The organism is Nocardiopsis sp. CA-288880 (genome assembly GCF_050955985.1).
Lineage (GTDB): Bacteria > Actinomycetota > Actinomycetes > Streptosporangiales > Streptosporangiaceae > Nocardiopsis > Nocardiopsis tropica.
The window spans coordinates 5885022-5908838 of the sequence record NZ_CP192105.1 but is presented as its reverse complement, the minus strand read 5'-3'; the positions used below and the strand labels follow the sequence as shown (position 1 = coordinate 5908838).

Genomic DNA, 23817 nt, shown 5'->3' with positions numbered 1-23817 from the left:
GCAGTCATGTTTGCACCCAGAGTGATCATATTGGTTAGTCTGGGACGCAGTGACCGACACGCGTCCGACGGGCTCCCGCCCCGCGCACCCAACTCACCGAGGTCGTCCGATGATCACCTCCGCCATCAGCCAGGCCCTGCGCACACGCGGCGACGAGCGCGCCGTACTGTGCCGGATCGGAGCCGGGGGCGGTGTCCTCGACGAACTCGCCTCCCTGCGGTTGCGACCCGACGACCTCCTCCTCGACCTGGGGACCCACCCGGTGGGGGAGCCGGTGCTCCCCGGCGGAGGGACCGGCGGGGACGGGGGCCGGCCCGCGGTCGGCCTGGTCGCCGTCGTCGCCGCCAGCCTCACCGACCTGCGCAGGGCCGTGACCCTCGCCGCACACCTGCCCCGGGCCGTCCACCTCCTCGTGGCCGTGGCGCACATCCCCGGCCACCACGGGGGCCTGGCCCCCTCACCGCCCGGCATCGAGGAGTGGAACGACCTCCACGAGCTGCGGGTGCGCAGGGCGGAGAAGGGCGGATGGGTGTGCGAGCTCTTCTTCCCCAGCGGGACCGACGTCGCGCCGGCGCTCGCGGCGGTCTTCCACGGCGGGCGGGGACGCCGGAGAGGCCCCGGGAGCGGGATCCGGGCCGGGCTCCACGGACCGCAGGCGCACCTGTGGAGCCCGGGCGACCCGGAGGCCACGCCGGTCGGCCCGGCGGGGCCGGTTCCGCTGATCCGGGTCACACCCGCCGCCGACCTGGTCCTGCGCACGGAGGAGGGCTCCTCCCTGCCGCTGTGGGAGGATGTGGCCGTCCCCGCGCTGGACCGCTCCACCACCGGGGCGGACTCGTGGGAGTCCAGGGTCGACACCGACGGCCCGGCCGCGGCGCTCAGGGTCCGGGGCCCCGACCCGGTGAGCGCCGTCGCCCCGATCGACGAGCGCCTCGTCAACCCCATGGGTTTCAACAAGAGGACCAAGGGCCCCGTCGCGGACCTGACCGTCGACGGGTCGCGTGCCGTCATCCGCACCGACGGGGACGTCCTGGTGACCGTGCCCGCCGACGGCGGCCTCACCGACGTCGACCTGGACCGGATCCGCGACCTGCGCGTCGTCCGGGTGGACTGGTCCGGGCACACCGGGCCGGCGGCGGCGGTGAGGGCGGTCGCCTCCCTCGCCGCGGGCGGGGTCCCGCTGGTGAGCGGCCCCGTGCCCGCGTGGGCCGCCGGACTCGGACAGCCCCTCACCGACCTCCTCACCTCCGTGGAGGAGGAGGACATGCTCGACGGCCTGGCGCGGGAGGAGCACAGCATCCGGCTGCGCCGCGCCGCGCTGCGCGCCCACGGGCGGCGGACCAGGTGGCGCGCCCTGGCCGAGGAGGCGGGCATCCCCGTCGTCCCGGACCCGCTGGTCTCCGTGGTCCTGTGCACCCGGCGCCCCGACCTGGTGGGGTTCGCCCTCGCCCAGGTGGCCCGGCAGCGCCACGTCAGGTTCGAGGTGGTCCTCGCCCTGCACGGGTTCTCGGCCTCGCTGCCCCCGGTGGAGGAGGCCGTACGCGGGTTCTCCGCCCTCGGCCACGCCATCACCGTGCACGAGGCGGACGGGGACAAGGTCTTCGGCGCGGTGATGAACGAGGCGGTGGACCGGGCCTCCGGCACGGTCATCGCCAAGTGGGACGACGACGACTGGTACGGCCCCGAACACCTCTCCGACCTGATGCTGTCCAGGTCCTACTCCGGGGCCGACGTCGTGGGCATCAGCCAGAACTTCGCCTACCTCCAGGAGCTCGACCTGACCGTGTGGCGCAGCTACCGGTCGGAGTTCCCCAACGCCCAGGTGGTCGGCAGCACGATCCTCACCGACCGCGTGGTGCTGGAGGACGTCGGGGGCTTCCGCCCGCTGCCCCGGGCGATCGACAGCCAGTTCCTGCTCGCCGTACGGCAGGCCGGCGGCCGCATCTACCGCACCCACGGTCTCGGATACCTCCTGCGCAGGGCGGGAGCCGGGCACACGTGGGAGGTGGACCTGGGCTACTTCCTGCGCAACCACACCAAGCAGTGGTCGGGCTGGCGGCCCAACTCCCTCATGGAGGGGGAAGCGGAGCCGCTCGGCCGGGCCGCCCCGCACACCGAGCACTCGGGGGGACACAGTTGACCACCTCAGACAGCGCCTCCAGCAAGGAGGTACCCGCCGGGCGCGGCGCCGGCGGGCCGGAGGGCCAGGGGTCGGCGCCGACCGACCCGGCGCCCGCGGCGCAGCCCAGGCTGTACCGCAACGACTACTCACCGCTCGTGCCGCCGGTTCTGGGGGGGTGGGAGCCGACGCTGTCGGTGTCGGTGGTGGTTCCGGCGCACGGTCATCCGGAGAAGTTGGCGATGGTGCTGGCGTCGTTGTCGGCGCAGAGTTATCCGTCGCGTCTGATGGAGGTGGTGGTGGTGGACGACGGTTCTCCGGAGCCGTTGGAGCTGCCGCGGGTGCGTCCGGAGAACACGCGGCTGCTGGTGTCGGCTCCGGGGGGGTGGGGGTCGGGGCACGCCTTCAACACCGGCGCCGCGGCGTCCGAGGGCGCGGTCGTGCTGCGCCTGGACTCGGACATGCTGGTGTACCGGGAGCACGTCGAGTCGCAGATGCGGTGGCACCACCTCCTCGACTACGCCGTGGTCCTGGGGCACAAGCTGTTCGTGGACTTCGACCCGGAGGCACTGGATCCGGAGTACGCGGCCGAGCAGGTGCGGGCGGGGCGGGCGGCCGACCTGTTCGACCGGGAGACCGCCGACACGCACTGGATCGAGGAGGTCGTCGAGCGCACCGACGGCCTGCGCACGGCGCACCACGGGGCCTTCAAGGTGTTCGTCGGGGCCACGGGTTCGCTGCACCGCACCCTGTTCGAGGCGGCGGGCGGGATGGACGCCGACCTGATCCTGGGCAGCGACAGCGAGCTGGGGCACCGCCTGGCCCAGCGGGGCGCCGTGTTCGTCCCCGACCTGGACACCAGCAGCTGGCACCTGGGCCGCTCCCAGATGCAGCAGGAGAAGGAGAGGGGCACGCGGTACCGGGGGCCCTACGTCTCCAACCGGGTCCCGGACTTCCACCTGCGCAACAAGCGCCCCGACCGGCAGTGGGAGGTGCCCCGGGTCGACATCGTCCTCGACGTGGCCGAGGCCACCCTGGAGGAGGCGGACACCACCGCCTCCGGCCTGTTGCGGGGCACGACGCCGGACGTGCGGCTGTGGCTGCGCGGTCCGTGGGGCGTGTTGGACGAGGGGCGGAGGTCCCCGCTGGACGACGAGCGGCTGGACCTGAGGCTGGTGCGGGAGACCTTCCGGGGCGATCCCCGGGTGCGTTTCACCGAGGGCGACCCGGAGGAGGACCCGCGGGTGCCCTTCCGCCTCCACGTCCCCGCCGGGGCGGAACCGCGCGACAACGCCGTCGCGAACCTGGTGGCTCTGCTGGACCGGCGGGGCGACGGCCTGTTCTGCGCGCCCCTGCCGGGAGCCACGCGGGCGGGGGACGGGGTGCTGCGCCTGGAGCGCACGTCCGCGTTCGCCCGCGCCCGCCACCTGGAGCCCGAGGCGGGGCCGAAGGAGCTGGACCAGCTGGTCGAGGAGCTCTTCGGCGTCCAGTGGGCGTCCGCGCAGGCCTTCGTGGTGGCGGACGGGACCGGGCCCGCGGACGAGGACCGGGCCGAGGACTCCGCCGAGGCGCTCCGCCACCAGCTGAACCAGGCGCGTGCCGAGGCGCAGAGGCTCCGCAGGCGCGCGGAGCGGGCCGAGCGCAAGCTGCGCTGGTTCACCCCCGGCCTGGGGCGCCGCCTCCTGCGCAGGATCGTCCGCTGAGGGCGGGCCGCCGCGCACCGCGCCGGACGCGCCCCGGGCACCGTGCCCCGGGGCGCGTCCGGTCCGGACCCCGGGGGTCCCGGGGTCCGCGCGGTCAGGGCACCCAGAGGCCGAGGGACTCGGCGACGAGCGCCGGGCGCTCGGAGCCCTCGATCTCCACGGTGTGCCGGGTGCAGACCAGGTAGCCCTTGGGCGTCTCCCTGACGGAGACGATCTCCACGCCGTCGCGGACGCGGGAGCCGGACGCGACGGGCTGGAGGAACCGCACCTTGTTCAGCCCGTAGTTGACGGACATGCTCGGCTTCTCGGTGACCGAGATGATCGACTGGGAGAAGTGGGCCAGCAACGACAGGGTCAGGAACCCGTGCGCGATGGTGGTGCCGAAGGGGCCGTCGGCCGCCCTCTCCCGGTCGACGTGGATCCACTGGTGGTCCTCGGTCGCGTCGGCGAAGAGGGAGATCCGGTCCTGGCCGATGGTCACCCAGTCGGTGTGGCCCAGGTGCTCGCCCTCGGCTGAGAGCACCTCGTTGATGTCGGCGAATACGCGCACCGCGCCTCCACTGTCACGTCGGGTCCGGGGGTCGGGGCCGGACGGTGCCGCAACTCTACCTAACGGTGTTCGGTTATAGGTGGGCGCCCTCCGCCGCAGCGCCCCGCCGCGTGCGCAGCGGCGCTGCGGGAACCGCGGGCACGCCCGCCGGGCGCGGGGTCAGCGGCGTCGGCCGCGGGCCTCGCGCCCGCGCTCGGCGCGGACCTCGCGAGGCCCGTCCGCGTCCACCACCAGAGACCGCGCGGTCCGGTCGGCCACCGCGGCCCGGTCCACCCCGTGTCCCAGTCCGCTCTCCGCCAAGGGGATCGGCACCACACCGTCATGGGCGCGCACCGGCGGTACCACCAGGTCGCGGCTGCGGTTCCCGGCGCCGGGCATCTCCACCGGGAGGGCCGCCCCGGTCAGGGACGCCAGCGCGACCACGGCCGCACGGCCGATCCCGGTCGTCGCCGACGAGCCGCACCACACCTGCCAGCCCGCGTCCACGGCGCGGTCCACCGCGCGCCGGGCGGAGGTCAGCCCGCCCAGCCGGGTCGGGTCCACGTTGACGGCTCCGCCCGCCTCGGCGCGGATCGCGTCGTCCAGGTCCTCCACCGACGACAGCGACCGGCCCAGGGCGACAGGGGTGCGCAGCTCCGAGGCCAGGCGCGCGTGGGCGGCCAGGTCGCCCGGCGCGAAGGGGTCCTCGACGGCCAGGAGGCCCAGCCCGTCCATGGCGCGCAGCGAGTCCAGGTCGGCGGGCGACTCCGTGTAGCGGCCGCCGCAGTCCACCTGGAGGACCAGGAACGGGAAACTGGTCTGCACGGCCCGGACCACGTCGGCGTCCCACCCCGGCTCCACCTCCAGCCTGATGCGCCGGAAACCCGAACCGACCTGCCGGTTCACCTCCGTGACCACCGACTCCAGGGTGACCTGGCGGGCCAGGGTCACCCCCGCGGTGAGCGCGGTGCGCTCACCGCCGAGGGCGTGCGACAGCGGCGTCCCGCGCTGCCGGCTCCACAGGTCCCAGCAGGCGGTGTCCAGGGCGTTCGCCACAGCGGGGTCCCGTGGGAGGTCGGCCCAGGCGTCGCCCGCCTCGGTGGGGCGCCTCCACGTGTGCCGGAGCAGGGCCGGGGCGAACTCGGCGGTCAGGGCCTCCCACTGGGCCCCGGTGGCGGCGGGGAGCTCGCCCCAGCCGCCGACCCCCTCGCCGTCGGCCACTCTGACGAGGACGGGACCGTCGGTGTCGGCGCCCCGCCCGCCGGGCGCGGGCCGCAGTCGGATCAGCTCGAGTTCGACGATCCGTGTCGCGGTCGCCGAGCCGGTGTGTGCCACGCTGTCCCCACCTCGGTGTTCGTCCTCCCGCAGGTCGTCCGTCCCAGGCGGGCGGACGCGGGCCTTCCTCCCGACCGTACCCGCGCCCGACCTGCCCGACCACCCCGAACCGCGTGGTCCTTCCCATCGGGCGGGCCCGGCCGGAGGCCCGCCCCGGTCCCCGGAACGCGGTGCGCGTCCGCTCCGTCCACAGGCGGACGGACGGCCTGGCGCCGCGGCGGATTTCCGGGTTTCCTTGGATACAGGGGGTCCCCGGGGGCCGCCGACACCGGTGTGCCCCCCCGCGGCGGCGCCCGGGGACGGGCGCCTGCCGGTCCCGCGCTCGCCCGCGGTCCCGCCTCCGCGCTCGCTCCCGCTTCCCCCGCGTACGGATCCGCCCCCGTGGCCTGCCCCCGTGTACGGGTCCGCCCCAGCGCACGGGCCCGGTCCGCCCCCGCGTCCGCCCCCGCGCACGGGTCCGGTCCACCCCCGCGTCCGCCCCCGCGCACGGGTCCGGGCCGCCCCCGGCCGGACGGGCTCGGACGGGGACGGCCCGGAAGGGCGCGGGGAGGGGCGAGAGCGCTCAGCCGGCGGCGAGGACCTCGTCCAGCCTCCGGTGCTTGAGGCCGTGCGCCTCCGCGACCGGCGCGTACACCACCTCGCCGCCGAAGGTGTTGAGCCCCCCGGCGAGCGCGTCGTCCTCGCGCAGGGCCCGGCGCCAGCCCTTGTCCGCCAGCGCCGCCGCGTACCGCAGGGTGTCCTTGGTCAGCGCGTGGGTGGAGGTGTTGGGCACCGCGCCCGGCATGTTCGCCACGCAGTAGAACACCGTGTCGTGCACCCGGAACGTCGGGTCGTCGTGCGTGGTCGGCCGGGAGTCCTCGAAGCAGCCGCCCTGGTCGATCGCGATGTCCACCAGCACCGCCCCGGGCCGCATCCGCGACACCAGTTCGTTGGACACCAGCTTGGGCGCCCGGGCGCCCGGCACCAGCACCGCGCCGATCACCATGTCGGACTCCAGGACGGAGTGCTCCAGCTCGAACGCGTTCGAGACCACGGTCCTGATCCGGCCCCGGTACAGCGCGTCCACGTGGCGCAGCCGGTTCACGTTCAGGTCCAGCACGGTGACGTCGGCGCCCATGCCCACCGCGATCTGCGCCGCGTTGAGGCCGGAGACGCCCCCGCCGATCACGGTCACCCGCGCCGGTCGCACGCCCGGGACCCCGCCCATCAGGACCCCGCGGCCGCCGTTGGGCCGCTGGAGCGTCACCGCCCCCATCTGGGGCGCCAGCCGCCCCGCCACCTCGGACATCGGGGCCAGCAGCGGCAGGGCCCCGTCCGGCAGCTGCACGGTCTCGTACGCGATGCCCGTCACCCCCCGCTCCAGAAGGGCCTCGGTGCACTCCCGGGACGCGGCCAGGTGGAGGTAGGTGAAGAGGACCTGCCCCTCGCGCATCCGGTGGTACTCCTCCCGGACCGGCTCCTTGACCTTCAGGACGAGGTCGCCCGCCGCCCACACCTCGTCGGCGGTGTCCAGGATGCGGGCCCCCGCCGCGGAGTACTCCTCGTCGGAGATGGAGGAGCCCAGGCCGGCGCCGCGTTCGACGACCACCTCGTGGCCCCGGCCGGCCAGCTCGTGGACTCCCGCGGGAGTGATGGCCACCCGGTACTCGTGGTTCTTGATCTCACGGGGCACGCCGATGCGCACGGTTCCTCCACTGGTATCTCCGTTGATAGCCCCACTGTGAACTGCGAAGGCGTTCCGGCGCTATCGCCAACATGCATGTCTCTCGGCGTTCTTGTTGACACCGTGTAAGGGCGGTGTGTGGGGTGTGACACGAGTGTGCGCCGGTGCCGTCCAGGACCCGCGGCGGCCTCCCCGGGGGAGGGCTACCGGTCGTCCCCGGTCGCCGCCTCGCGTCCCGACACCCACACCCGCCCTACCCGGCCGGTCAGCTCCCTACCCGCGTACGGGCTCGGATCGGCCGGGGGGACCGCCACCCCGCGGGAGTGGTCGAAGGCGACCAGGTCCGCGTCGAACCCCACCGCGATCCGGCCCTTGCCGTCCAGCCCCAGCAGTTCCGCCGGGGCCCGCGACGTCCAGCGGGCCAGGTCCGCCAGGCCCAGCCCGCGCCGGTGCGCCGCCGTCCACAGCGCCGACAGGCTCCACTCCAGCGTGTACAGGCCGTGGGAGGGCAGGTGCCCCGAACCGATCGTGGAGATCGCCGAGCCCTGCGAGAGCAGGGCGCTCCACAGCGCCCTGCGGTTGGCGTCGGAGCGCAGCGGTGGGCGGCAGCCGTGCGCGGGCGAGGACGGGGCCAGCCCCTCCGAGGGCAGGCAGAGGTAGTGCGGGCAGGTGTGCGCCGTCATCGCCACGCCGATCGACTCCGCCGCCGCCAGCAGGGCCGCGCAGTCCGCCGCCGTGAACGGGCACACGTGCGTGCGCGCCCCCACCACGCGCGCCGCCGCGATCACCCGCTCCATCCCCCGGCGCTCCGCCCGCGGCGGCCGCTGCTCCGCGGACACCGGCGGTGAACCCAGCTCGCGGGCGTCCTCGGTGTGCACGAGCAGCACCGCGTCCGACGCGGTGAGCTCGGCCATCGTCTTGCGCAGCAGGGCGTCGCTCATCGCCGCCATGTCCGGGGACCCCCCGTCGGACAGGGAGCAGTGGAACGCCACCGCGCCCGCCGCCTGGAGGTCGGCCAGGTCCAGCGGACTGGTGCCGCTCGTCACCCCGCCCAGGAAGCGCACGGACACAGCGGAGCCCGCGGCCGCCAGCTGGTGGGCGTGCAGCGCCTCGGCGCACGTGATCGCCGGGCGCGCGGGCGCCGGTGCGGCGACCACACAGGTCACGCCGCCCCGCAGCGCCGCCTGCCCCACCAGGCGGTAGGACTCGGCCAGCCCCCGGCCCGGCACGTGTACGCCGGTGCCGATGTCCACGGCTCCGGGCAGCAGGGCCACGTCACCGAGATCGGCCACCTGACGCGCGCGCAGGCGCGCGCCGTGGTCCGCGACGGCCTCGATGCGGCCGTCGCGGACGGCGACGGAGGCGGGCACGACCCCCTCGGGGGTGACCACCCGCCTGGAGCGGACCACACTGTCGAACTCGGTCATCGCCGTCTCCTTCGTACGCTCGCGACGAGAGAGTGCTGCTGGGACACGGGATCCGCGGGGGGATCGTGGGAGCGGGGGACGAACGCGAGGAGGAGTGAGACCGTCGTCACGACTGGTTCACGAGCGTAGCGCGAAGAGCCCGGCCGGAAGGGGAGAACCCGACAACAGGGGCCCGGGCGCAGCGGGGGCCGGCCCGGGGGCGGCGCCCCGCGGCGCGGGAGGGCCGCGCGGTCGCGGGGACCGTCCGGGCGAACCCCAGTCCGACGCCTTGTAGTAGACCGTTTAACCTTGGGCGAGGTGCTCCTCCGCGCACAGCCCCTGCCGGAGCCGACCGTGCGGCGGCGAGGCGGCCACAGCCGAGGGCTCCGACCAGCCAACCGAACGACATCGACGACGGAGTGCCGCGTGGCTCCACTCGCACACAATGCGACATCCTCCTCCCCGGAGCACCATGACGACGCTCCGGGCACAGGGCGGGCGCCCCTGTTCGCCGTGGCCGCCGCGGTCCTGGGACTCACGGGGCTGAGCCTCACCCTGGTCCTCGGCGGCGCCGCCTTCCCCGAGGTCATCCCGGGCCTCCCCGACGCGGGCGAGGCCGTGCGGTGGGGCATGCCGCTGGCCAAGGTCGCCATGGACGGCTCGGCCGTGGTCGCGATCGGGCTCCTCCTGCTCGCCGCGGTCCTGCTGCCCTCGCGCCAGGGCAGGCTCACCCCGCAAGCGGCCTCCTACGTGCGCGGAGCCACCTGGGCGGCCCTCGTCTGGGCCGTCGCGGCCGTGGCCACCCTCTACTTCCAGGCCTCCGAGTTCCTGGCCAGGACCATCGGCGAGGTCAGCGTCGACGAGGTCACCGCGTACGCCGGGGCGGTCTCGGGCGGCATCGCGCTCATGTTCGTCATCCTTCTGACGACCGGCATCGCCCTCTTCGGCCGCACGGCGACCACGGCGACCGGGGGCCTGTGGCTTCTGGTCCTCGCCCTGGTCGCCACCACGCCGCCCGCCCTGACCGGCCACTCCGCCTCCTCCGGCGCCCATGAACTCGCCGTGACCGGGCTCGCCATGCACGTCGTCGCCATCAGCGTGTGGGTGGGCGGACTGGCGGCCGTCACCTACCACGCGGTGCGCCGGGACGCCCAGGAGCCGGCGGTCGCCGCCCACCGGTTCAGCCGCCTGGCCCTGTGGGCCTACATCGGTGTCGCCGTCAGCGGCGCGGCCAGCGCCCTGGCCCGGCTCTCCTCGCCGGCCGAACTCGTCACCACCGAGTACGGGCTGATCATCCTGGTGAAGATCATCCTGTTCGGCGTCCTGGGGGCGTTCGGGTACATGCACCGCGAGTTCGCCCTCAAGGGGGTCGACGGCCCGGAGTTCCGGCGCGGCTCGTTCCTGCGCATCGCCCTGGTCGAGGTGCTCGTCATGGCCACCGTCATCGGCGTCTCCGTCGGCCTGGGGCGCACCGCCCCGCCCCCGCCGCTGGAGGGCACCGTCGACCCCGCCGCCGCCATCCTCGGCTTCCCCGTCCCGCCGCCCATGAGCGTGCAGACGCTGCTCACCCTGTGGCGTCCGGACCTGTTCTTCATCATGCTCGTGGTCATCGCCGGAGGACTGTACGCGGCGGGGGTGACCCGGCTGCTGCGCCGCGGCGACACCTGGCCCGTCGGGCGCACGGTCGCGTTCGGGGCGGGCCTGCTGTCGATCGTCGTCATCCAGCTCAGCGGTTTCGCGACCTACGCGATGGTGCTGTTCTCGACGCACATGATCCAGCACATGACCCTGTCGATGCTCACGCCGATCCTGCTGGTGCTGGGAGCGCCCGTCACGCTCGCGCTGCGTGCGCTCAAGCCCGCCCGGCAGCGCGGGGACCGGGGGCCGCGCGAGTGGCTGAACCTGTTCCTGAACAGCCGCTTCTCCAAGGCGGTGACGCACCCCGCGGTGGCGGCGCCGCTGTTCGTGTTCAGCCCCTACGCCCTGTACTTCACCCCGCTCTTCCCGACCCTGATGAACGACCACCTCGGTCACCTGTTCATGGGCGCGCACTTCCTCATCACCGGTTTCCTCTTCTACTGGGTCATCGTGGGCGTCGACCCGGCGCCGAGGAAGATGCCCTACCTGCTGCGCATCCTGCTCCTGCTGCTCGCGATGGGCTTCCACGCCTTCTTCGGCATCTCGATCATGATGCAGTCGGCCCCGATGGCCATGGACTTCTACAGCCAGTTCGACGTGCCGTGGCTGGACGGCCTGGCCGAGGACCAGTACGCGGGCGGCGGGGTCGCCTGGGCGCTCGGTGAGATCCCCACGCTCCTGGTGATGCTCACGCTCGTGGTCCAGTGGTCCCGCGACGACGAGAAGCAGGAGCGCCGCAGGGAGCGCCACAGCCGCCGCGGGGGCTCGGACGACGCCGACATGGACGACTACAACGCCTACCTGGCCGAACTGGACCGCCGCTCGCGCGGCACGGCCGCCCCGGGGACCGGGACGGCGCCCGCCGACGAGCCGGACGCCGCCGGACCCGAGGACACCGCCGACCGGGCGGAGCGGGGCGGACGGGACGGGAAGGACGAGCGGGGGGCGCAGGAGTCCGCCGGAGAAGGCACCGCGGACGACGACCCGGCCGCCGCGAACGGCCGCTGACCCGACCGGAGGCGGGGGCGCACCGGGTGGTGCGCCCCCGCCTCCGTGTCCGGGGAGTGACGGGCCGGGGCCGCGGTCGGCCCGGGGAGCCCCGTCGCGGGGCCGGCCCCGCACGACGAGTGCCCCGCGCCGACGGGCGCGGGGCACGGGGTGCGCGGGGGCGGGGCTCAGACGACGAGGGCGGCCACGGCCGCGCCCAGCAGTCCCAGCGCCAGGCAGATCAGGAGGCCGGCGGCCAGGACCGGCGGCGACGGCCGCAGCGACGCGAGGGCGGTCTCGCCCGTGGCCGCGGCCCGGCGGCGCGCCACCACCGGCAGCATCGCCACGTTCACCGCGTACACGACGGCCACCACACAGGTGGCCGTGGCGAACGCCACCCAGAAACCGGAGCCCGAGGACAGAGTGTTGGCGGCGGTGAGCGTCGGCAGCGCCACCAGCAGCACCACGGAGGCGACCCCGAACGCCACCCGTACCCGGGGCGAGGCCCCGCGAGCGCTCCCCGAGACCACGAGGAGCAGACCGATGAGGGCCGCCATCATGATGGCGCCCACGATTCCGAACACAGCGATGTCCACCAGCGAATTCACGCTGGTCATTGTCGCACCGCCGCGCGGGTGCGCCGACCCGGGGTGGGTGCGGGGCCACGTCCCCGCCGACGGGCGCGCGCGGGCGGAGCGTCCCGGCCGCCGGAGCGGGCGTCCTCCGCCCGGGGGCGGAGCCGGGGCCGCCCCCCGGACGGGAAGCGGCCCCGGACGCCCGGTCAGCCGGTGTGTTCCACCCGCGAGCCGGAGGGCCCCTTGACCACCTTCAACCGGGTGGTGACCCGGTGCTTGAGGTCGGCGACGTGGCTGACCACGCCCACGGCCCGCCCGCCGTCCCTCAGGCGGTCCAGCACGTCCAGCACCTCCTCCAGGGTGTCCTCGTCGAGGGTGCCGAAGCCCTCGTCCACGAACAGGGTGTCGATGTCGGCGCCGCCCGCCTCGGCGGCGGCCACGTCGCCCAGCCCCAGCGCCAGGGCCAGTGAGCTGAAGAAGGTCTCGCCGCCCGACAGGGTGGCCGGGTCGCGCTCCACCCCCGTCCACGCGTCGACCACCCGCATGCCCAGGCCGCCCGCCGACCGCGCACGGCCGTCCCCAGCGGCCTTGTCCACCGTGTAGCGGAGTTCGTACCGGCCGTCCGACATCGTCAGCAGCCGGCCGTTGGCCGCCGCCACCACCTGCTCCAGGCGGGCGGCCAGCACGTACGCGGACAGGCGGACGTTGTCGGTGTTGTCCCCGGAGGTGCCCGCGGCCAGGCCGCGGAGGCTCTCGGCCACCGCGTAGCGGCGCAGGACCGGTTCGCTGCCCTCCATCCGGCTCCGCAGCTCCCGGCGGAGGGCGGACAGGCGCCGGGCCCGCTCCTCCAGCATGCTCCGCCAGGCGACCGCGCGGTCGGCCGCGGCGGAGGCCCGCTCGGCCCCGGCGTCCAGCGCGGCGATGTCGGGGGCCGGGCCGTCGGCGGCGAGGAGCTCCGGATCGGCCAGCGCGGCCCGGGCCGCGGCCAGCTCGTCGTCGAAGGCGCGGGCGCGCTCGCGCAGGGCGCGCCGCTGCGGCTCGTCCACGGCCGCCTCCCACACCCCGGCCTCGTCGGCGAAGCGGGCCTCGGCCCGGTACCGCTCGGCCTCGGCGACGGCGGACCGGTACTCCTCGGCGGCGGCGTCGCGGGTGTTCGCGGCCTCGGAGGCGGCGCGCAGCAGGTCGGCCTCCCCGGACAGCCTGGTGATCCGCTCCTCCAGCCCCGGATCGTCCCCGCGTGCCGCGTCGAGCAGGGCCGTCAGCCTCCCGTGCTCCCGGACCGCGCTCTCCAGCCCGGTCTTCGCCTCCGCCTCCAGCCGGGTCAGCTCCGCCTCCCGGGTGCGGATCCGCTCCACCTCGGCCTCGAGCTGTTCGAGCGACTCCTCCACCCGGCGGACCTCGCCGGCGGCGGCACGGGCGTCGGCCAGCGCCCTCGCGCGCTCCCCGACCTCGTCCCGGGCGGACTCCGGGGTGAGGCCCTCGGCACGTTCGAGCGCCGCGGCCCGGCGCTCGCCGAGCGCCACCGCGTCGCTCTCCGCCGCGGTGCGGCGGGAGGCGGCGTCGTCCGCCGCGGCCTGCGCCGCACGCTCCTCCTCCGCGGAGACCAGGTCCCCGCCCGACGGGAGGGCCGGGTGCGGGTGCTCCGCCGACCCGCACACCGGGCACGGGGCCTCCTCGACCAGGCCCGACGCCAGTTCGGCGGCCATGTGGGTGATCCGCCGCTCGCGCAGGGCGAGGGCATGCTCGCGTGCGGCCTGCGCGGCGTCCACGGCGCGGCGGCGCCGGGCCTCGGCCTCCTCCAGCTCGCGGCCGAGCCTTTCGTACGCGGCGGCCGCCTCCCGGCGGCGCTCCGCGGCGGCCAGGGCGGTCCCGGCGGACTCCACCTGCCCGGCCAGGTCGCGGACCCGGCGCAGTTCGCCCGTCAGGGACTCGATCCGGGGCGGCAGGGAGAGGGCCCGCTCGCGCAGGCGCGCCGACTCCTCGCGGGCGCGGTCCAGGCGCGCGGTGAGCTCGTCGACGGAGCGGCCCAGGGCGCGGCGCCGCCCGGCGTCCCCGCGGAGGTGCTCGAGGCGGGCCAGTTCGGCGCGGCGCTCCTGCTCGGCGGCGCGCAGCGCCTCCTGGGGCCGGAGCGGTCCCGGGCCGGGGGCGTCCGTGCCGGCGGCCCCCGTCCCGGACGGCGGTGGGGCCGCGGCCGGGCCGATCCCGGGGAGCCCGGCGACCAGGGACAGGTGGTCGGCGACGGCCAGTTCGGCCTTGTCCAGGTCGGTGCGCCGGCTGTCGCGGGAGCGGAGGAAGGGCAGCACCGACTCGGCGCGCTCGGCGGCGTCGAGCCGGACGTCGAGCCCGGCCCGCCGGTCGGCGTGCCCGGCGAGCCGGGCGGCCCGGTCCCGGGCGGCGGCCAACCGCTCCTGGCGGGCGCGGAGCTCCCGTCCGTCGGCCAGGGCGCGCAGGGCGGCGTCGCGCGCGGCGGTGAACTCCGCGGCCACGGGGACGGCGTCCAGCGCGGTGGCGCCGGTGACGGCGGCCAGTTCGGCGGCCCACGCCGTCAGCTCCTCGGGCAGTTCGGGCGCGGTGGACCGGCCGACCTCGGCGATCCGCCCCGCGACCGAGCGCACCTCGTCGTCGGCGGACTCCACCTCGTGGCGCAGCTTGTTGGCGTGCCCCTTGAACCACTCCTCGACGTCGCGGAACACGCGGGTGTTGAAGATCCGCTCCAGGGAGTCGCGCCGCTCGTCCGACTTGGCGCGCAGGAACCGCGCGAAGTCGCCCTGGGGGAGCATGGCGACCTGGCAGAACTGGTCGAGGGTGAGCCCGACCAGGTCGCCGACGAACTGGCCCGCCTCGTCGGGACGGGTGGTGACGTCCGTCCAGCGGCCGCCGGAGTGCTCCAGGACCACGACCTTGGCGTTCTCGACCCTGGTGCCGGTGCCGCGCTTCTTGGGCCGTTCCCAGCGGGGGCTGCGCTCGATGCGGACGCGGCGCCCCCCGACGGTGAACTCCAGGGTGACCAGGGGGCGCCGGTCCGGCGGGGCGTGGTCGCTCCGGGGGGAGCGGTCCCTGCCCCGGGCGCCGGGGACGCTGCCGTACAGGGCGAAGCACACCGCGTCCAGCACGGAGGTCTTGCCCGCGCCGGTGGGGCCGTGGACGAGGAAGAGGCCGCCCGCGCCGAGCCGGTCGAAGTCCACCTCCTCGGTGCCCGCGAACGGGCCGAACGCCTGGAGGGTGAGGGTGTGCAGGCGCATCAGCGCATCCCCTCCTGGAGACGGACCTGCTCGACGGCGGTGTTCACGAGGGCCTCCTCCTCGGGGGTGACGGGGGTGCCCCGGGCCCACTCCACGAAGTCGGCGACCACCTCGCGCTCGCTGCGGTCGGCGACGGAGGCGGCGACCGGGCGCGTGTCGGGGGCGCCGCCCTCGGGGGCGAACTCCAGGACCAGGGTGTGGGGGAAGCGCTCGCGCAGCCGGTCCATCGGGTGGGCCGGACGGCGCGGGTCGGTGAGGGTGACCTGGAGCCAGTGGCCGGTGTACTCCTCCCATTCGGGCCGGGTGAGCAGGTCCTCGATCCTGCCCCGGATCCGGGCCAGCGGCCGGGGGACGGGCGCCTCCGCGAACTCGGCGCTCGCCAGGCCGCCGGCGTCCAGGTCCACCACCCAGTAGCCCTTGACGTGGTGCTCCTCGGAGAAGGAGTAGGCGAGGGGGCTGCCCGGATAGCGCACCGAGGGGGTGATGGTCTGCCTTCCGTGCAGGTGGCCGAGCGCGACGTAGTCCACCCCCGAGTAGACCGGCGCCGGGACGTTGGAGGCGCCCCCGACGGAGATGTCGCGCTCGCTGTCGGAGGGCTCGCCGCCGGTGACGAAGGCGTGCGAGAGCACCACCGAGCGGGTCCCGGGGCGCTCCGCGAGGTCGGCCCGGACGAGGTCCATGGCGTGTCCCACGGCCGCCGCGTGCCCGCGCTCGGGCAGGTCCCAGTGGTGGCGGGCGACCTCCGGCTCCAGGTAGGGGATGCCGTAGAAGGCGACGGGTCCGTGCTCGTCCTCGATCAGGACGGGGGTCCCCACACCGTCCAGGGAACTGCGCAGGTGGACGCCGGAGGCGTCGATGAGGCCGGTGGCGAACGACATCCGCGCGAGGGAGTCGTGGTTGCCGCTGATGAGGACGGCGCGGGCGCCGGTGGCGCGGATGCGGCCGAGCGCCCGGTCGAAGAGGCGGACGGCGTCGACCGGCGGCAGCGCGCGGTCGTAGAGGTCGCCGGCCACGACCACCACGTCGATCCCGCGTTCGCGGATGGTGCCGACGAGGTGGTCGAGGAAGGCGGACTGGGCGTCGATGAGGTTCTCCCGGTGGAAGGAGCGGCCCAGGTGCCAGTCCGATGTGTGCAGCAGGCGCATGGGACTGGACATTACCGAAGGCGCGCGCGATCCGTCGGGGCCCCGCCGCCCGCGGGGGCGGCGGGGGCGTGTCAGTTCCTGCGCGCGAGCGTGAGCCCGTCCCCGACGGGCAGCAGCACCTGGGTGACGCGGTCGTCGGCGACCAGGCGGTCGTTGAAGTCGCGGATGCCCTGGACGTGGGCGGACGTGTCGTCGTGGTCCACGACGCGTCCGTGGGAGAGCGTGTTGTCGGCCAGGACCAGGCCGCCCGGACGCAGCCGGGGGACCAGTTCCTCCCAGTAGGCGACGTAGCCCTCCTTGTCGGCGTCCAGGAAGGCCAGGTCGAAGAGGGGCTCGCGGGGGAGGACGCGCAGGGAGTCCAGCGCGGGTCCGAGCGTGAGCGTGATCCTGTCGGCGACCCCGGCGCGCTCCCAGTAGCGGCGGGCCACGGACGTCCACTCGTCGCTGATGTCGAGGGCCAGCAGGGTGCCGCCGTCGGGCAGGCCGCGGGCGAGGCAGATCGAGGAGTAGCCGGTGAAGGTGCCGACCTCCACGACGTCCCGCGCCCCGCAGATCCGGGTGAGGAGTGTGGTGAACGCCCCCTGCTCGGGGCCGATCTGCATGCCCTTGTACGAGGGGAAGAGCTCCGCCGTCTCCTCGGCGAGGTCGGCGAGGACCTCGTCGACGGGCTCGCTGTGGGCGACGACGTAGGCGTGGAGTTCCGGGCCGAGACCCTCTGTGGTTCGTGTCACGGAGGCCAGCCTAGGCCAGGGGGGCCGTGCGGCCCAGTACCCGCCCGCGCCTGTGGACGACGCCCCCGCGTCCGGCGGGCGGGGCCCGGGGAGGGCCGCGACCGTCCGGCGGGCGGGGCCGGGCCCGCCCGCCGGCGGAGGTCACCCCGGTCGGCGGACCTCGCGGAGCTCGCCGGTCACGACGTCGTACACGAAGCCCCGCACCCGGTCGGTGCGGGGGATGAACGGATCGACCTCGATGCGCCGGACCGACTGGAGCACGTCGGTGTCCAGGTCGGTGAAGGCCTCGGCGGCCCGGTCCGGCCTGATGCCCACCTCGTCCTGGATCTGCTGCTTGAAGTCGTCGTCGGTGAAGCCCGCCATGCCGCAGTCGGTGTGGTGGACGAGCACGATCTCCCGCGTGCCGAGGAGCCGTTGGCTGATCGCCAGGCTCCGGCGCACGTCGGAGGTCACGGCCCCGCCCCCGTTGCGGATCACGTGGGCGTCCCCCTCGGACAGGCCGAGGACCCTGTAGACGTCGAGCCGGGCGTCCATGCAGGCGACGACGGCGAGGCCCAGCGCGGGGGGCGAGGCGTGGTCGCCCTGGGGGAGGCCCCGGACGCGGGTGCGGGCGTTGGCGAGCAGTTGGTCGGTGGCCCTCATGGCAGGCCTTCCGGGTCCGGGCACCGGCGCGGCGCCGAGGAGGACACGCAGCGTGTCGGTCAGGAGTACAATCCGTGAGCGGTCGCCGGGGCCGGAGAACGGGAAAACCCGTCCCGGGGGCGATCGCCCCCGGGACGGGTCCGTGCCGGGGCGCCGGGGCGGACCCGGCGCCCCCGCCTAGTACTCGGGGAGGATGGCGGGCCAGTCGAAGAGGTAGACCGAGCCCACGATGACGCCCACCGTCAGCAGCGGGGTCACCACCTTCTGCTCGACGGGGCCGTCGGTGACGAACCCCTTGCCCTGGCCGATGCGCTTCTTCCACAGGGGCCAGAAGATCGGCACGCCCATCTTGGTGACCATGTCGCCGAAGAAGTGCAGGATCACGCCGAACGCCACGGCCAGGCCCAGCCAGGTGTAGTTGACGCCCGCGGTGAACAGGGCCAGGGTGATCCCCGCCGTCGCCAGGGCGTTGATGACTCCGGACGCGACCCGGTTCTTGTCCAGGCCGAAACCCAGTCCCTGGAGCGCGATACCGATGAGCAGGAACACGAAGACCTGGACGGCCATCTCGGACCACAGCGCCAGCAGCTGGACGATCACGCCCATGAGGATCGCGAAGAAGAACGAGTGCGTCCCCATGCGGTGGCCGCCGAAGAGGTACCCGAGCATGCCGCCCAGGACCTCGGTGACCTTGCCGTAGGTCTTGGTCACCGTGGCGCTCTTGTGGTCGAGGTCGGGCAGCAGGGCCGCCCCCGCGCACACGAGAGAACCGGCGATGATCTCTCCCGGGCCGAGTTCGAAACTGAGCCCGAGGAATTCTGCGCCTTGGACCAGCGGAACGACCGCCATCCAGCCGACCACGCCACTCAGTGCGTGCGAGTGCCCCATCATGGCGGGAACCGTAGCGGAGTATCACAAGCACCGCGAATCAGGAGTAATTGCGGTCCGGCCCATTCTTCACCCGGCGCACCTGAAACCCCGCCGCGCCGGAGCTCGGCCGCGAATGTATTTCGATGTCACGGCGCTCCTCGGAGGTCATTGACGTTAATCCACGTCCGTTGGTAGACAACCAACAACCCCCGGGTGGCGTGACACCGACCCGGCACCGTCGACCTCCCCGCGCCACCGACCCCACGAACCCGACAGGGGCAGACATGCACTCCCATCGCCCTCCCCCCACCCCCTCCCCGCGCCTCCCGTTGCGAGTGACGACCACGGGTGCGGCACTGCTCCTCGTCGGGGCCGCCGCGGTCGCCCCGGCCGCCGCGGAGCCGGCCGACGAGGCGAACACGCTCACCGTCGCCATCTCCCAGCAGGTCGACTCCTTCAACCCCTTCACCGCCCAGCTGGCCGTCACCACCAACATCCTCGACCACGTCTACGACTCCCTGGTCACGGTCGACGCCGTGACCAACGAGCCCGCGCCGGCCCTGGCCGAGGAGTGGGAGACCAGCGAGGACGGCCTCACCTGGACCTTCCACCTGCGCGACGGCGTCACCTTCAGCGACGGCGAACCCCTCACCGCCGACGACGTCGCGTGGACCTTCACCACCATCATGGAGAACGAGTCCGCGGCGATCGCCAACGGCAACTACGTGTCGGGCTTCGACACGGTCACGGCCGAGGACGACCACACGGTGGTGATCGAGCTGGAGGAGCCCCAGGCGACGATGACCTCCCTCAACGTGCCGATCGTGCCGCGCCACGTCTGGGAGCCCGTCCTGGAGGAGCAGGGCGAGGACTTCGCCGACTACACCGGCGAGGACCTGCCCGCCGTCGGCAGCGGCCCCTTCGTCCTCACCGAGCACCAGCGCGGCGAGCACATCGCCCTGGAGGCCAACCCCGACCACTGGCGCGGGGCCCCGGGGTTCTCCGACCTGGTCTTCCGGTACTACTCCGAGAAGGACGCCGCCGTCGAGGCCCTGCGCAGCGGCGAGGTCTCCCTCGTCTACGAGCTGACCGAGGCCCAGGCCAACGCCCTGGACGGCGCCGACGACATCGCCGTCAACTTCGCCGCCGGCAAGCGGTTCCAGGCATTCACCGTCAACCCCGGCGCCCGCACCCAGGACGGGGAGGAGTTCGGCGACGGGCACCCCGCGCTGGCCGACGCCACCCTGCGCCGGGCCATCGTCAGAGCCATCGACAACGAGGAGATCGTCGAGAAGGCGCACGGCGGCCGCGCCACCGCCGCCGGGGGCTACATCCCGGCCCGCTACGACGACTACCACTGGTCGCCCGAGGGCGACGAGGACACGCTCTCCTTCGACCCCGAGGCCGCCAACGCGATGCTCGACGAGGCGGGCTACGAGAGGGGCGAGGACGGGGTGCGCGTCTCGCCCGACGGCGACCGCCTCGAACTGCGCATGCACGTCCACCAGGACCGGCCGGACAACGTCAACGCCGGACTGGTCATCGTCGAGCGCCTCGCCGACATCGGCATCGAGGTCGAGAACCTCACGGTCGACCCGGGCGTCCTCAGCGACGCCCTCTTCGCGGCCGAGTACGACCTCATCTTCACCGGGTGGACGGTCAACCCCGACCCCGACTACGTGTTCAGCATCCACACCTGCGACGCGCTCCCCGAGGAGCCGGGCAGCATGCAGGGCGACGCCTACTTCTGCGACGAGGAGTACGACGAGCTCTACCGGGCCCAGCTCGCCGAGTACGACCGCACCGCCCGCGCGGAGATCATCCACGACCTCCAGCGGGTGCTCTACGAGGAGGCCGTCGTGAACGTGCTGGCCTACCCGGACATCCGGGAGGCGTACCGCACCGACCAGATCACCGGCATGCAGATCCAGCCGGACCCCGGGGGCAACATCTGGGGCCAGGACGGCTACTGGGCCTTCTGGTCCGCCCAGCCGGTCGCCTCGGACGAGGACGGCCCCTCCGGGCCCTCGGCCGGGGTCTGGATCGGCATCGGGGCGGCCGTGCTGGTGCTCCTGGCCGCGGGAGGGTTCGTCCTGTTCCGCCGACGCGCCACCGTGGAGGACCGCGAGTGACCAGCGACCCCGTCACCCCGGGAGCCCCGGCCGGGGCGGAGGCGCCCGGCGCCCCCGCCCCGGCGGGCCCCGCCGGGCCAGGCCGCGCGGGCAGGATCGCGCGCTACGTCGCCGGACGCCTGGCGACCGCCGCGTTCTCGCTCCTGGCCGTGGTCGTGGCCGGGTTCTTCCTCTTCCGCATCCTGCCCGGCGACCCGGTCCGCGCCATGACCGAGGGCCGCGAGGTCACCGCGGAGCAGCGCGAGGAGCTCCGCCGCCAGTTCGGGCTCGACCAGCCCCTCTGGCAGCAGTTCCTCGACTACCTGACGGGCCTGCTCCGCCTCGACCTCGGCACGTCCTTCCAGTTCCGCGAGCCGGTCACCGAGCTCATCCTCGAACGCCTCGGGCCCACGGTCCTGCTCGCGGGGACCGGCACGGTCATCGCCGCGCTCCTGGGCCTCCTCCTCGGCGTCCGGGCCGGGTGGAGGCCCGGCGGCCGGTCCGACCGGGCCAACAGCGCCGTCGCCCTGTTCTTCTGGTCGGTGCCCACGTTCTGGCTCGGACTGCTGCTCATCGTGGCGCTCGCCTCGGGGCGCGGGTTCATGCCCGGCCTGTTCCCCACCGGCGGCATGGTGGACCCCGCGGCGACGGGCCCCGTGGAGACCGCTCTGAGCACGGCCTGGCACATGGTGCTGCCCATCACCACCATGGTCGCCGTGATCTACGCCCAGTACCTCATGATCATGCGCTCCTCCCTCATGGACGAGAGGGGCGCCGACTACCTCACCACGGCGCGGGCCAAGGGACTGCGGGACGCCCTCGTACGCCGCAGGCACGCGGTCCCCAACGCCCTCCTGCCCACGGTGACCCTGATCTTCCTCAACCTCGGCCAGGTCGTGTCCGGAGTGATCCTCGTGGAGACGGTGTTCTCCTGGCCCGGACTCGGCCAGCTCTTCTACTCCGGCCTGCGCGTCCCCGACCTCGGCCTCGTCCAGGGCCTTTTCGTGGTCTTCGCGGCCTCGGTGATCCTCATGAACCTCCTCGCCGACCTGGTCTACCCGCTGCTCGACCCCAGGGTGCGCCCATGAGCGCGGACACCGAGGAACACGGCGCCGAAGCACCGGGCGGAGACGCCGGCGGGGCGAACGGCGCGGGCGGCGCACCCGTGTCGCCCCGGGCCCTGGCACGCCGCCGCCGAGCGGAGGCCCTGCGCCGGTTCGCCCGCGAGTACACCCGCAACCGCGCCGGACTGGTGGGCCTCGCCGCCCTCTCGGCCATCGTCCTCCTGGCGCTGTTCGCGCCCCTGCTGGTGGACCAGGCCGAGCTGACGGTCACCGGCGCCCCCGGAGCCGCCTACGAACCGCCCAGCGCCGAGTTCCCCCTGGGCACCGACAACTTCGGCCGGTCCGTCCTCGACCTCATCGTCTGGGGCTCCCGGGTCTCCCTCACGGTGGGCTTCCTGGCCACCGTCGTCTCCGTGGTCCTGGGCACGCTGGTCGGGGTGACCGCCGGGCACTTCGGCGCGTCCGGGGGCCCGGCCGGACGGGTCGTGTCGTCCGTGCTCATGCGGGTCACCGACTGGTTCCTGGTGCTGCCCACCCTGGTCCTGGCCGTGGCGCTGGCCGCGGTGCTGCCGCGCGGCACCGGAACCATCATCATCGCCATCGGCCTCACCGTCTGGCCCGCGACGGCCCGCCTGGTGCGGGCGCAGACCCTGGCGGTGGAGGCGCGCCCCTACGTGGAGCGCGCCCGCGCCCTGGGAGGGGGGCACACCCACGTCATGGCCTGGCACGTGCTGCCCAACGTGATGCCGGTGGTGCTCGCCCAGACCACCCTCCTCGTGGCCACGTCGATCATCGCCGAGTCCACGCTGGCGTTCCTGGGGGTGGGGGACCCCACCACCATCTCGTGGGGCGGCATCCTGGAGGCCGCCCGCACCGCGGGGGCCATCAGCTCCGGGATCTGGTGGTACATGATCCCTCCGGGCCTGGCCATCGCGGCCGTCGCCCTCTCCTTCACCCTGTGCGGACGCGCTCTGGAGTCCGTCATCAACCCCCGACTCCGGGAGCAGCGTTGACCTCCCTCCTCGACGTCCGAGAACTGCACGTCACCTACCGCGCCGGGCACGGCGAGGTCCCGGCCGTCCGGGGCGTCGACCTGTCCCTCGACCCCGGGGGCACCCTGGGGCTGGCGGGGGAGTCGGGGAGCGGCAAGTCGACCGTCGCCCTGGCCCTGCTGCGCCTGCTGCCCGAGAGCGCCCGCGTCGGGGGGGAGGTCCTGCTGGAGGGGGAGAACGTCCTCGACATGCGGTGGGGCCGCCTGCGCGCGGTCCGCTGGGTGGGCGCGGCGATCGTCTTCCAGGGCGCCATGCACTCCCTCAACCCGGTCAAGCGGATCGGTGACCAGATCGCGGAGCCCATGGCGATCCACGGCACCGTGCCGGCGAACCGGATCCCCGGGCGCGTGGCCGAGCTCCTGGGACAGGTGGGCCTTCCGGCCTCCCGCACCCGCGACTACCCCCACCAGCTCTCCGGCGGACAGCGCCAGCGGGTCATGATCGCGATGGCCCTGGCCTGCGAGCCCCGCCTGGTCATCGCGGACGAGGCCACCACCGCCCTGGACGTGATGATCCAGGCGCAGATCCTCGCCCTGCTCAAGCGCCTGGTCGCCGAACAGGGCATCGGCATGCTGATGATCAGCCACGACCTGTCCGTCCTGGCGGCCACCTGCGACCGGGTCGCGGTGATGTACGCGGGCCGCGTCGTGGAGCAGGGACCCGCCCGCGAGGTCGTGCACGAACCCGCCCATCCCTACGCGAGCGCCCTCAGCGCGGCCTTCCCCCGCATCGGCGACCCGGCCTCGCGCCTGGCGCCCCGGGGCCTGCCGGGGGACCCGCCGGACCCGGCCGACCCCCCGCCCGGCTGCGTCTTCCGACCCCGCTGCGCGGTGGCCGAGACGGTCTGCGCCACGGTCGACCCGCCCCTGTGGCCGGTGGACCCCGACCCCGCCGGGAACTCCGCGCGCCATGCGGCGTGCGTGCACGTGGGCCCCGCGAGACCCCTGACGACCGCCCGGGACGGGGGCACCCCGTGATCCCGACCGCCGCCCCCACCGAGGAGAC

Annotated in this window: 17 protein-coding genes; 7 read left to right on the top strand and 10 right to left on the bottom strand. The window is 74.5% G+C overall.

Features of this window, described 5'->3' with window-relative positions:
* Positions 1 to 109 precede the first annotated feature (109 nt).
* Both ACQPYD_RS25540 and ACQPYD_RS25535 read left to right on the top strand, forming a co-directional pair.
* Positions 110 to 2140, top strand: a complete 2031-nt coding sequence (locus ACQPYD_RS25540; protein WP_433698033.1) for a glycosyltransferase — start codon at positions 110 to 112, stop codon at positions 2138 to 2140.
* Positions 2137 to 3822: a glycosyltransferase gene (locus ACQPYD_RS25535; RefSeq protein ID WP_433698032.1), complete on the top strand. Its 1686-nt coding sequence runs from the start codon at positions 2137 to 2139 to the stop codon at positions 3820 to 3822. Before ACQPYD_RS25540 ends, ACQPYD_RS25535 begins: the two co-directional genes overlap by 4 nt.
* Before the next feature lie 94 nt (positions 3823 to 3916).
* Here the strand turns inward: ACQPYD_RS25535 and ACQPYD_RS25530 are convergent, their stop codons facing one another.
* From ACQPYD_RS25530 to ACQPYD_RS25515, 4 genes are all read right to left on the bottom strand, one after another.
* Positions 3917 to 4372 carry a MaoC family dehydratase gene (locus ACQPYD_RS25530; protein WP_433698031.1) on the bottom strand — a complete coding sequence of 152 codons (456 nt, stop codon included), beginning with the start codon at positions 4370 to 4372 and terminating at the stop codon, positions 3917 to 3919.
* A 159-nt stretch (positions 4373 to 4531) separates the two neighbouring features.
* Entirely contained in the window at positions 4532 to 5686 is a 1155-nt protein-coding gene (locus tag ACQPYD_RS25525) for an enolase C-terminal domain-like protein (protein WP_433698030.1), read from the bottom strand.
* 562 nt (positions 5687 to 6248) lie between these two features.
* Entirely contained in the window at positions 6249 to 7370 is a 1122-nt protein-coding gene (gene ald / locus ACQPYD_RS25520; protein ID WP_433698029.1) for an alanine dehydrogenase, read from the bottom strand.
* Between the two features lie 182 nt (positions 7371 to 7552).
* Entirely contained in the window at positions 7553 to 8776 is a 1224-nt protein-coding gene (locus ACQPYD_RS25515) for an amidohydrolase family protein (protein WP_433698028.1), read from the bottom strand.
* Between the two features lie 405 nt (positions 8777 to 9181).
* Between ACQPYD_RS25515 and ACQPYD_RS25510 the strand changes: the two genes are divergently transcribed.
* Positions 9182 to 11401 (top strand): cytochrome c oxidase assembly protein, encoded by a 2220-nt coding sequence (locus ACQPYD_RS25510; RefSeq protein ID WP_433698027.1) that lies wholly within the window; start codon positions 9182 to 9184, stop codon positions 11399 to 11401.
* A gap of 167 nt (positions 11402 to 11568) precedes the next feature.
* Here the strand turns inward: ACQPYD_RS25510 and ACQPYD_RS25505 are convergent, their stop codons facing one another.
* The 6 genes from ACQPYD_RS25505 to ACQPYD_RS25480 form a co-directional block, all read right to left on the bottom strand.
* Positions 11569 to 11997, bottom strand: a complete 429-nt coding sequence (locus ACQPYD_RS25505) for a hypothetical protein (protein ID WP_433698026.1) — start codon at positions 11995 to 11997, stop codon at positions 11569 to 11571.
* 164 nt (positions 11998 to 12161) lie between these two features.
* Complete coding sequence (locus tag ACQPYD_RS25500) at positions 12162 to 15197, bottom strand: AAA family ATPase (RefSeq protein ID WP_433698025.1); 3036 nt, start codon at positions 15195 to 15197, stop codon at positions 12162 to 12164.
* Complete coding sequence (locus ACQPYD_RS25495) at positions 15197 to 16354, bottom strand: exonuclease SbcCD subunit D (RefSeq protein WP_433698024.1); 1158 nt, start codon at positions 16352 to 16354, stop codon at positions 15197 to 15199. Before ACQPYD_RS25495 ends, ACQPYD_RS25500 begins: the two co-directional genes overlap by 1 nt.
* A gap of 59 nt (positions 16355 to 16413) precedes the next feature.
* Positions 16414 to 17073 carry an O-methyltransferase gene (locus ACQPYD_RS25490; RefSeq protein WP_433698023.1) on the bottom strand — a complete coding sequence of 220 codons (660 nt, stop codon included), beginning with the start codon at positions 17071 to 17073 and terminating at the stop codon, positions 16414 to 16416.
* A 141-nt stretch (positions 17074 to 17214) separates the two neighbouring features.
* On the bottom strand, positions 17215 to 17715 hold the full coding sequence (locus ACQPYD_RS25485) for a beta-class carbonic anhydrase (RefSeq protein ID WP_433698022.1): 501 nt from the start codon (positions 17713 to 17715) through the stop codon (positions 17215 to 17217).
* Positions 17716 to 17892: 177 nt separating this feature from the next.
* Complete coding sequence (locus ACQPYD_RS25480; protein WP_433698021.1) at positions 17893 to 18606, bottom strand: metal-dependent hydrolase; 714 nt, start codon at positions 18604 to 18606, stop codon at positions 17893 to 17895.
* A gap of 263 nt (positions 18607 to 18869) precedes the next feature.
* On the opposite strand from ACQPYD_RS25480, the gene ACQPYD_RS25475 reads away from it, so the two are divergent.
* Genes ACQPYD_RS25475 through ACQPYD_RS25460 form a run of 4 tightly spaced genes read left to right on the top strand, consistent with a single transcriptional unit; the run spans position 18870 to position 23789 of the window.
* Positions 18870 to 20717 carry an ABC transporter substrate-binding protein gene (locus ACQPYD_RS25475; RefSeq protein WP_433698020.1) on the top strand — a complete coding sequence of 616 codons (1848 nt, stop codon included), beginning with the start codon at positions 18870 to 18872 and terminating at the stop codon, positions 20715 to 20717.
* The gene (locus ACQPYD_RS25470; RefSeq protein WP_267946051.1) at positions 20714 to 21784 is read left to right on the top strand and encodes an ABC transporter permease; all 1071 of its coding nucleotides are present in this window, start codon (positions 20714 to 20716) and stop codon (positions 21782 to 21784) included. Before ACQPYD_RS25475 ends, ACQPYD_RS25470 begins: the two co-directional genes overlap by 4 nt.
* On the top strand, positions 21781 to 22773 hold the full coding sequence (locus ACQPYD_RS25465) for an ABC transporter permease (RefSeq protein WP_433698019.1): 993 nt from the start codon (positions 21781 to 21783) through the stop codon (positions 22771 to 22773). Before ACQPYD_RS25470 ends, ACQPYD_RS25465 begins: the two co-directional genes overlap by 4 nt.
* On the top strand, positions 22770 to 23789 hold the full coding sequence (locus ACQPYD_RS25460) for an ABC transporter ATP-binding protein (RefSeq protein WP_433698018.1): 1020 nt from the start codon (positions 22770 to 22772) through the stop codon (positions 23787 to 23789). Before ACQPYD_RS25465 ends, ACQPYD_RS25460 begins: the two co-directional genes overlap by 4 nt.
* Positions 23790 to 23817 lie beyond the last annotated feature (28 nt).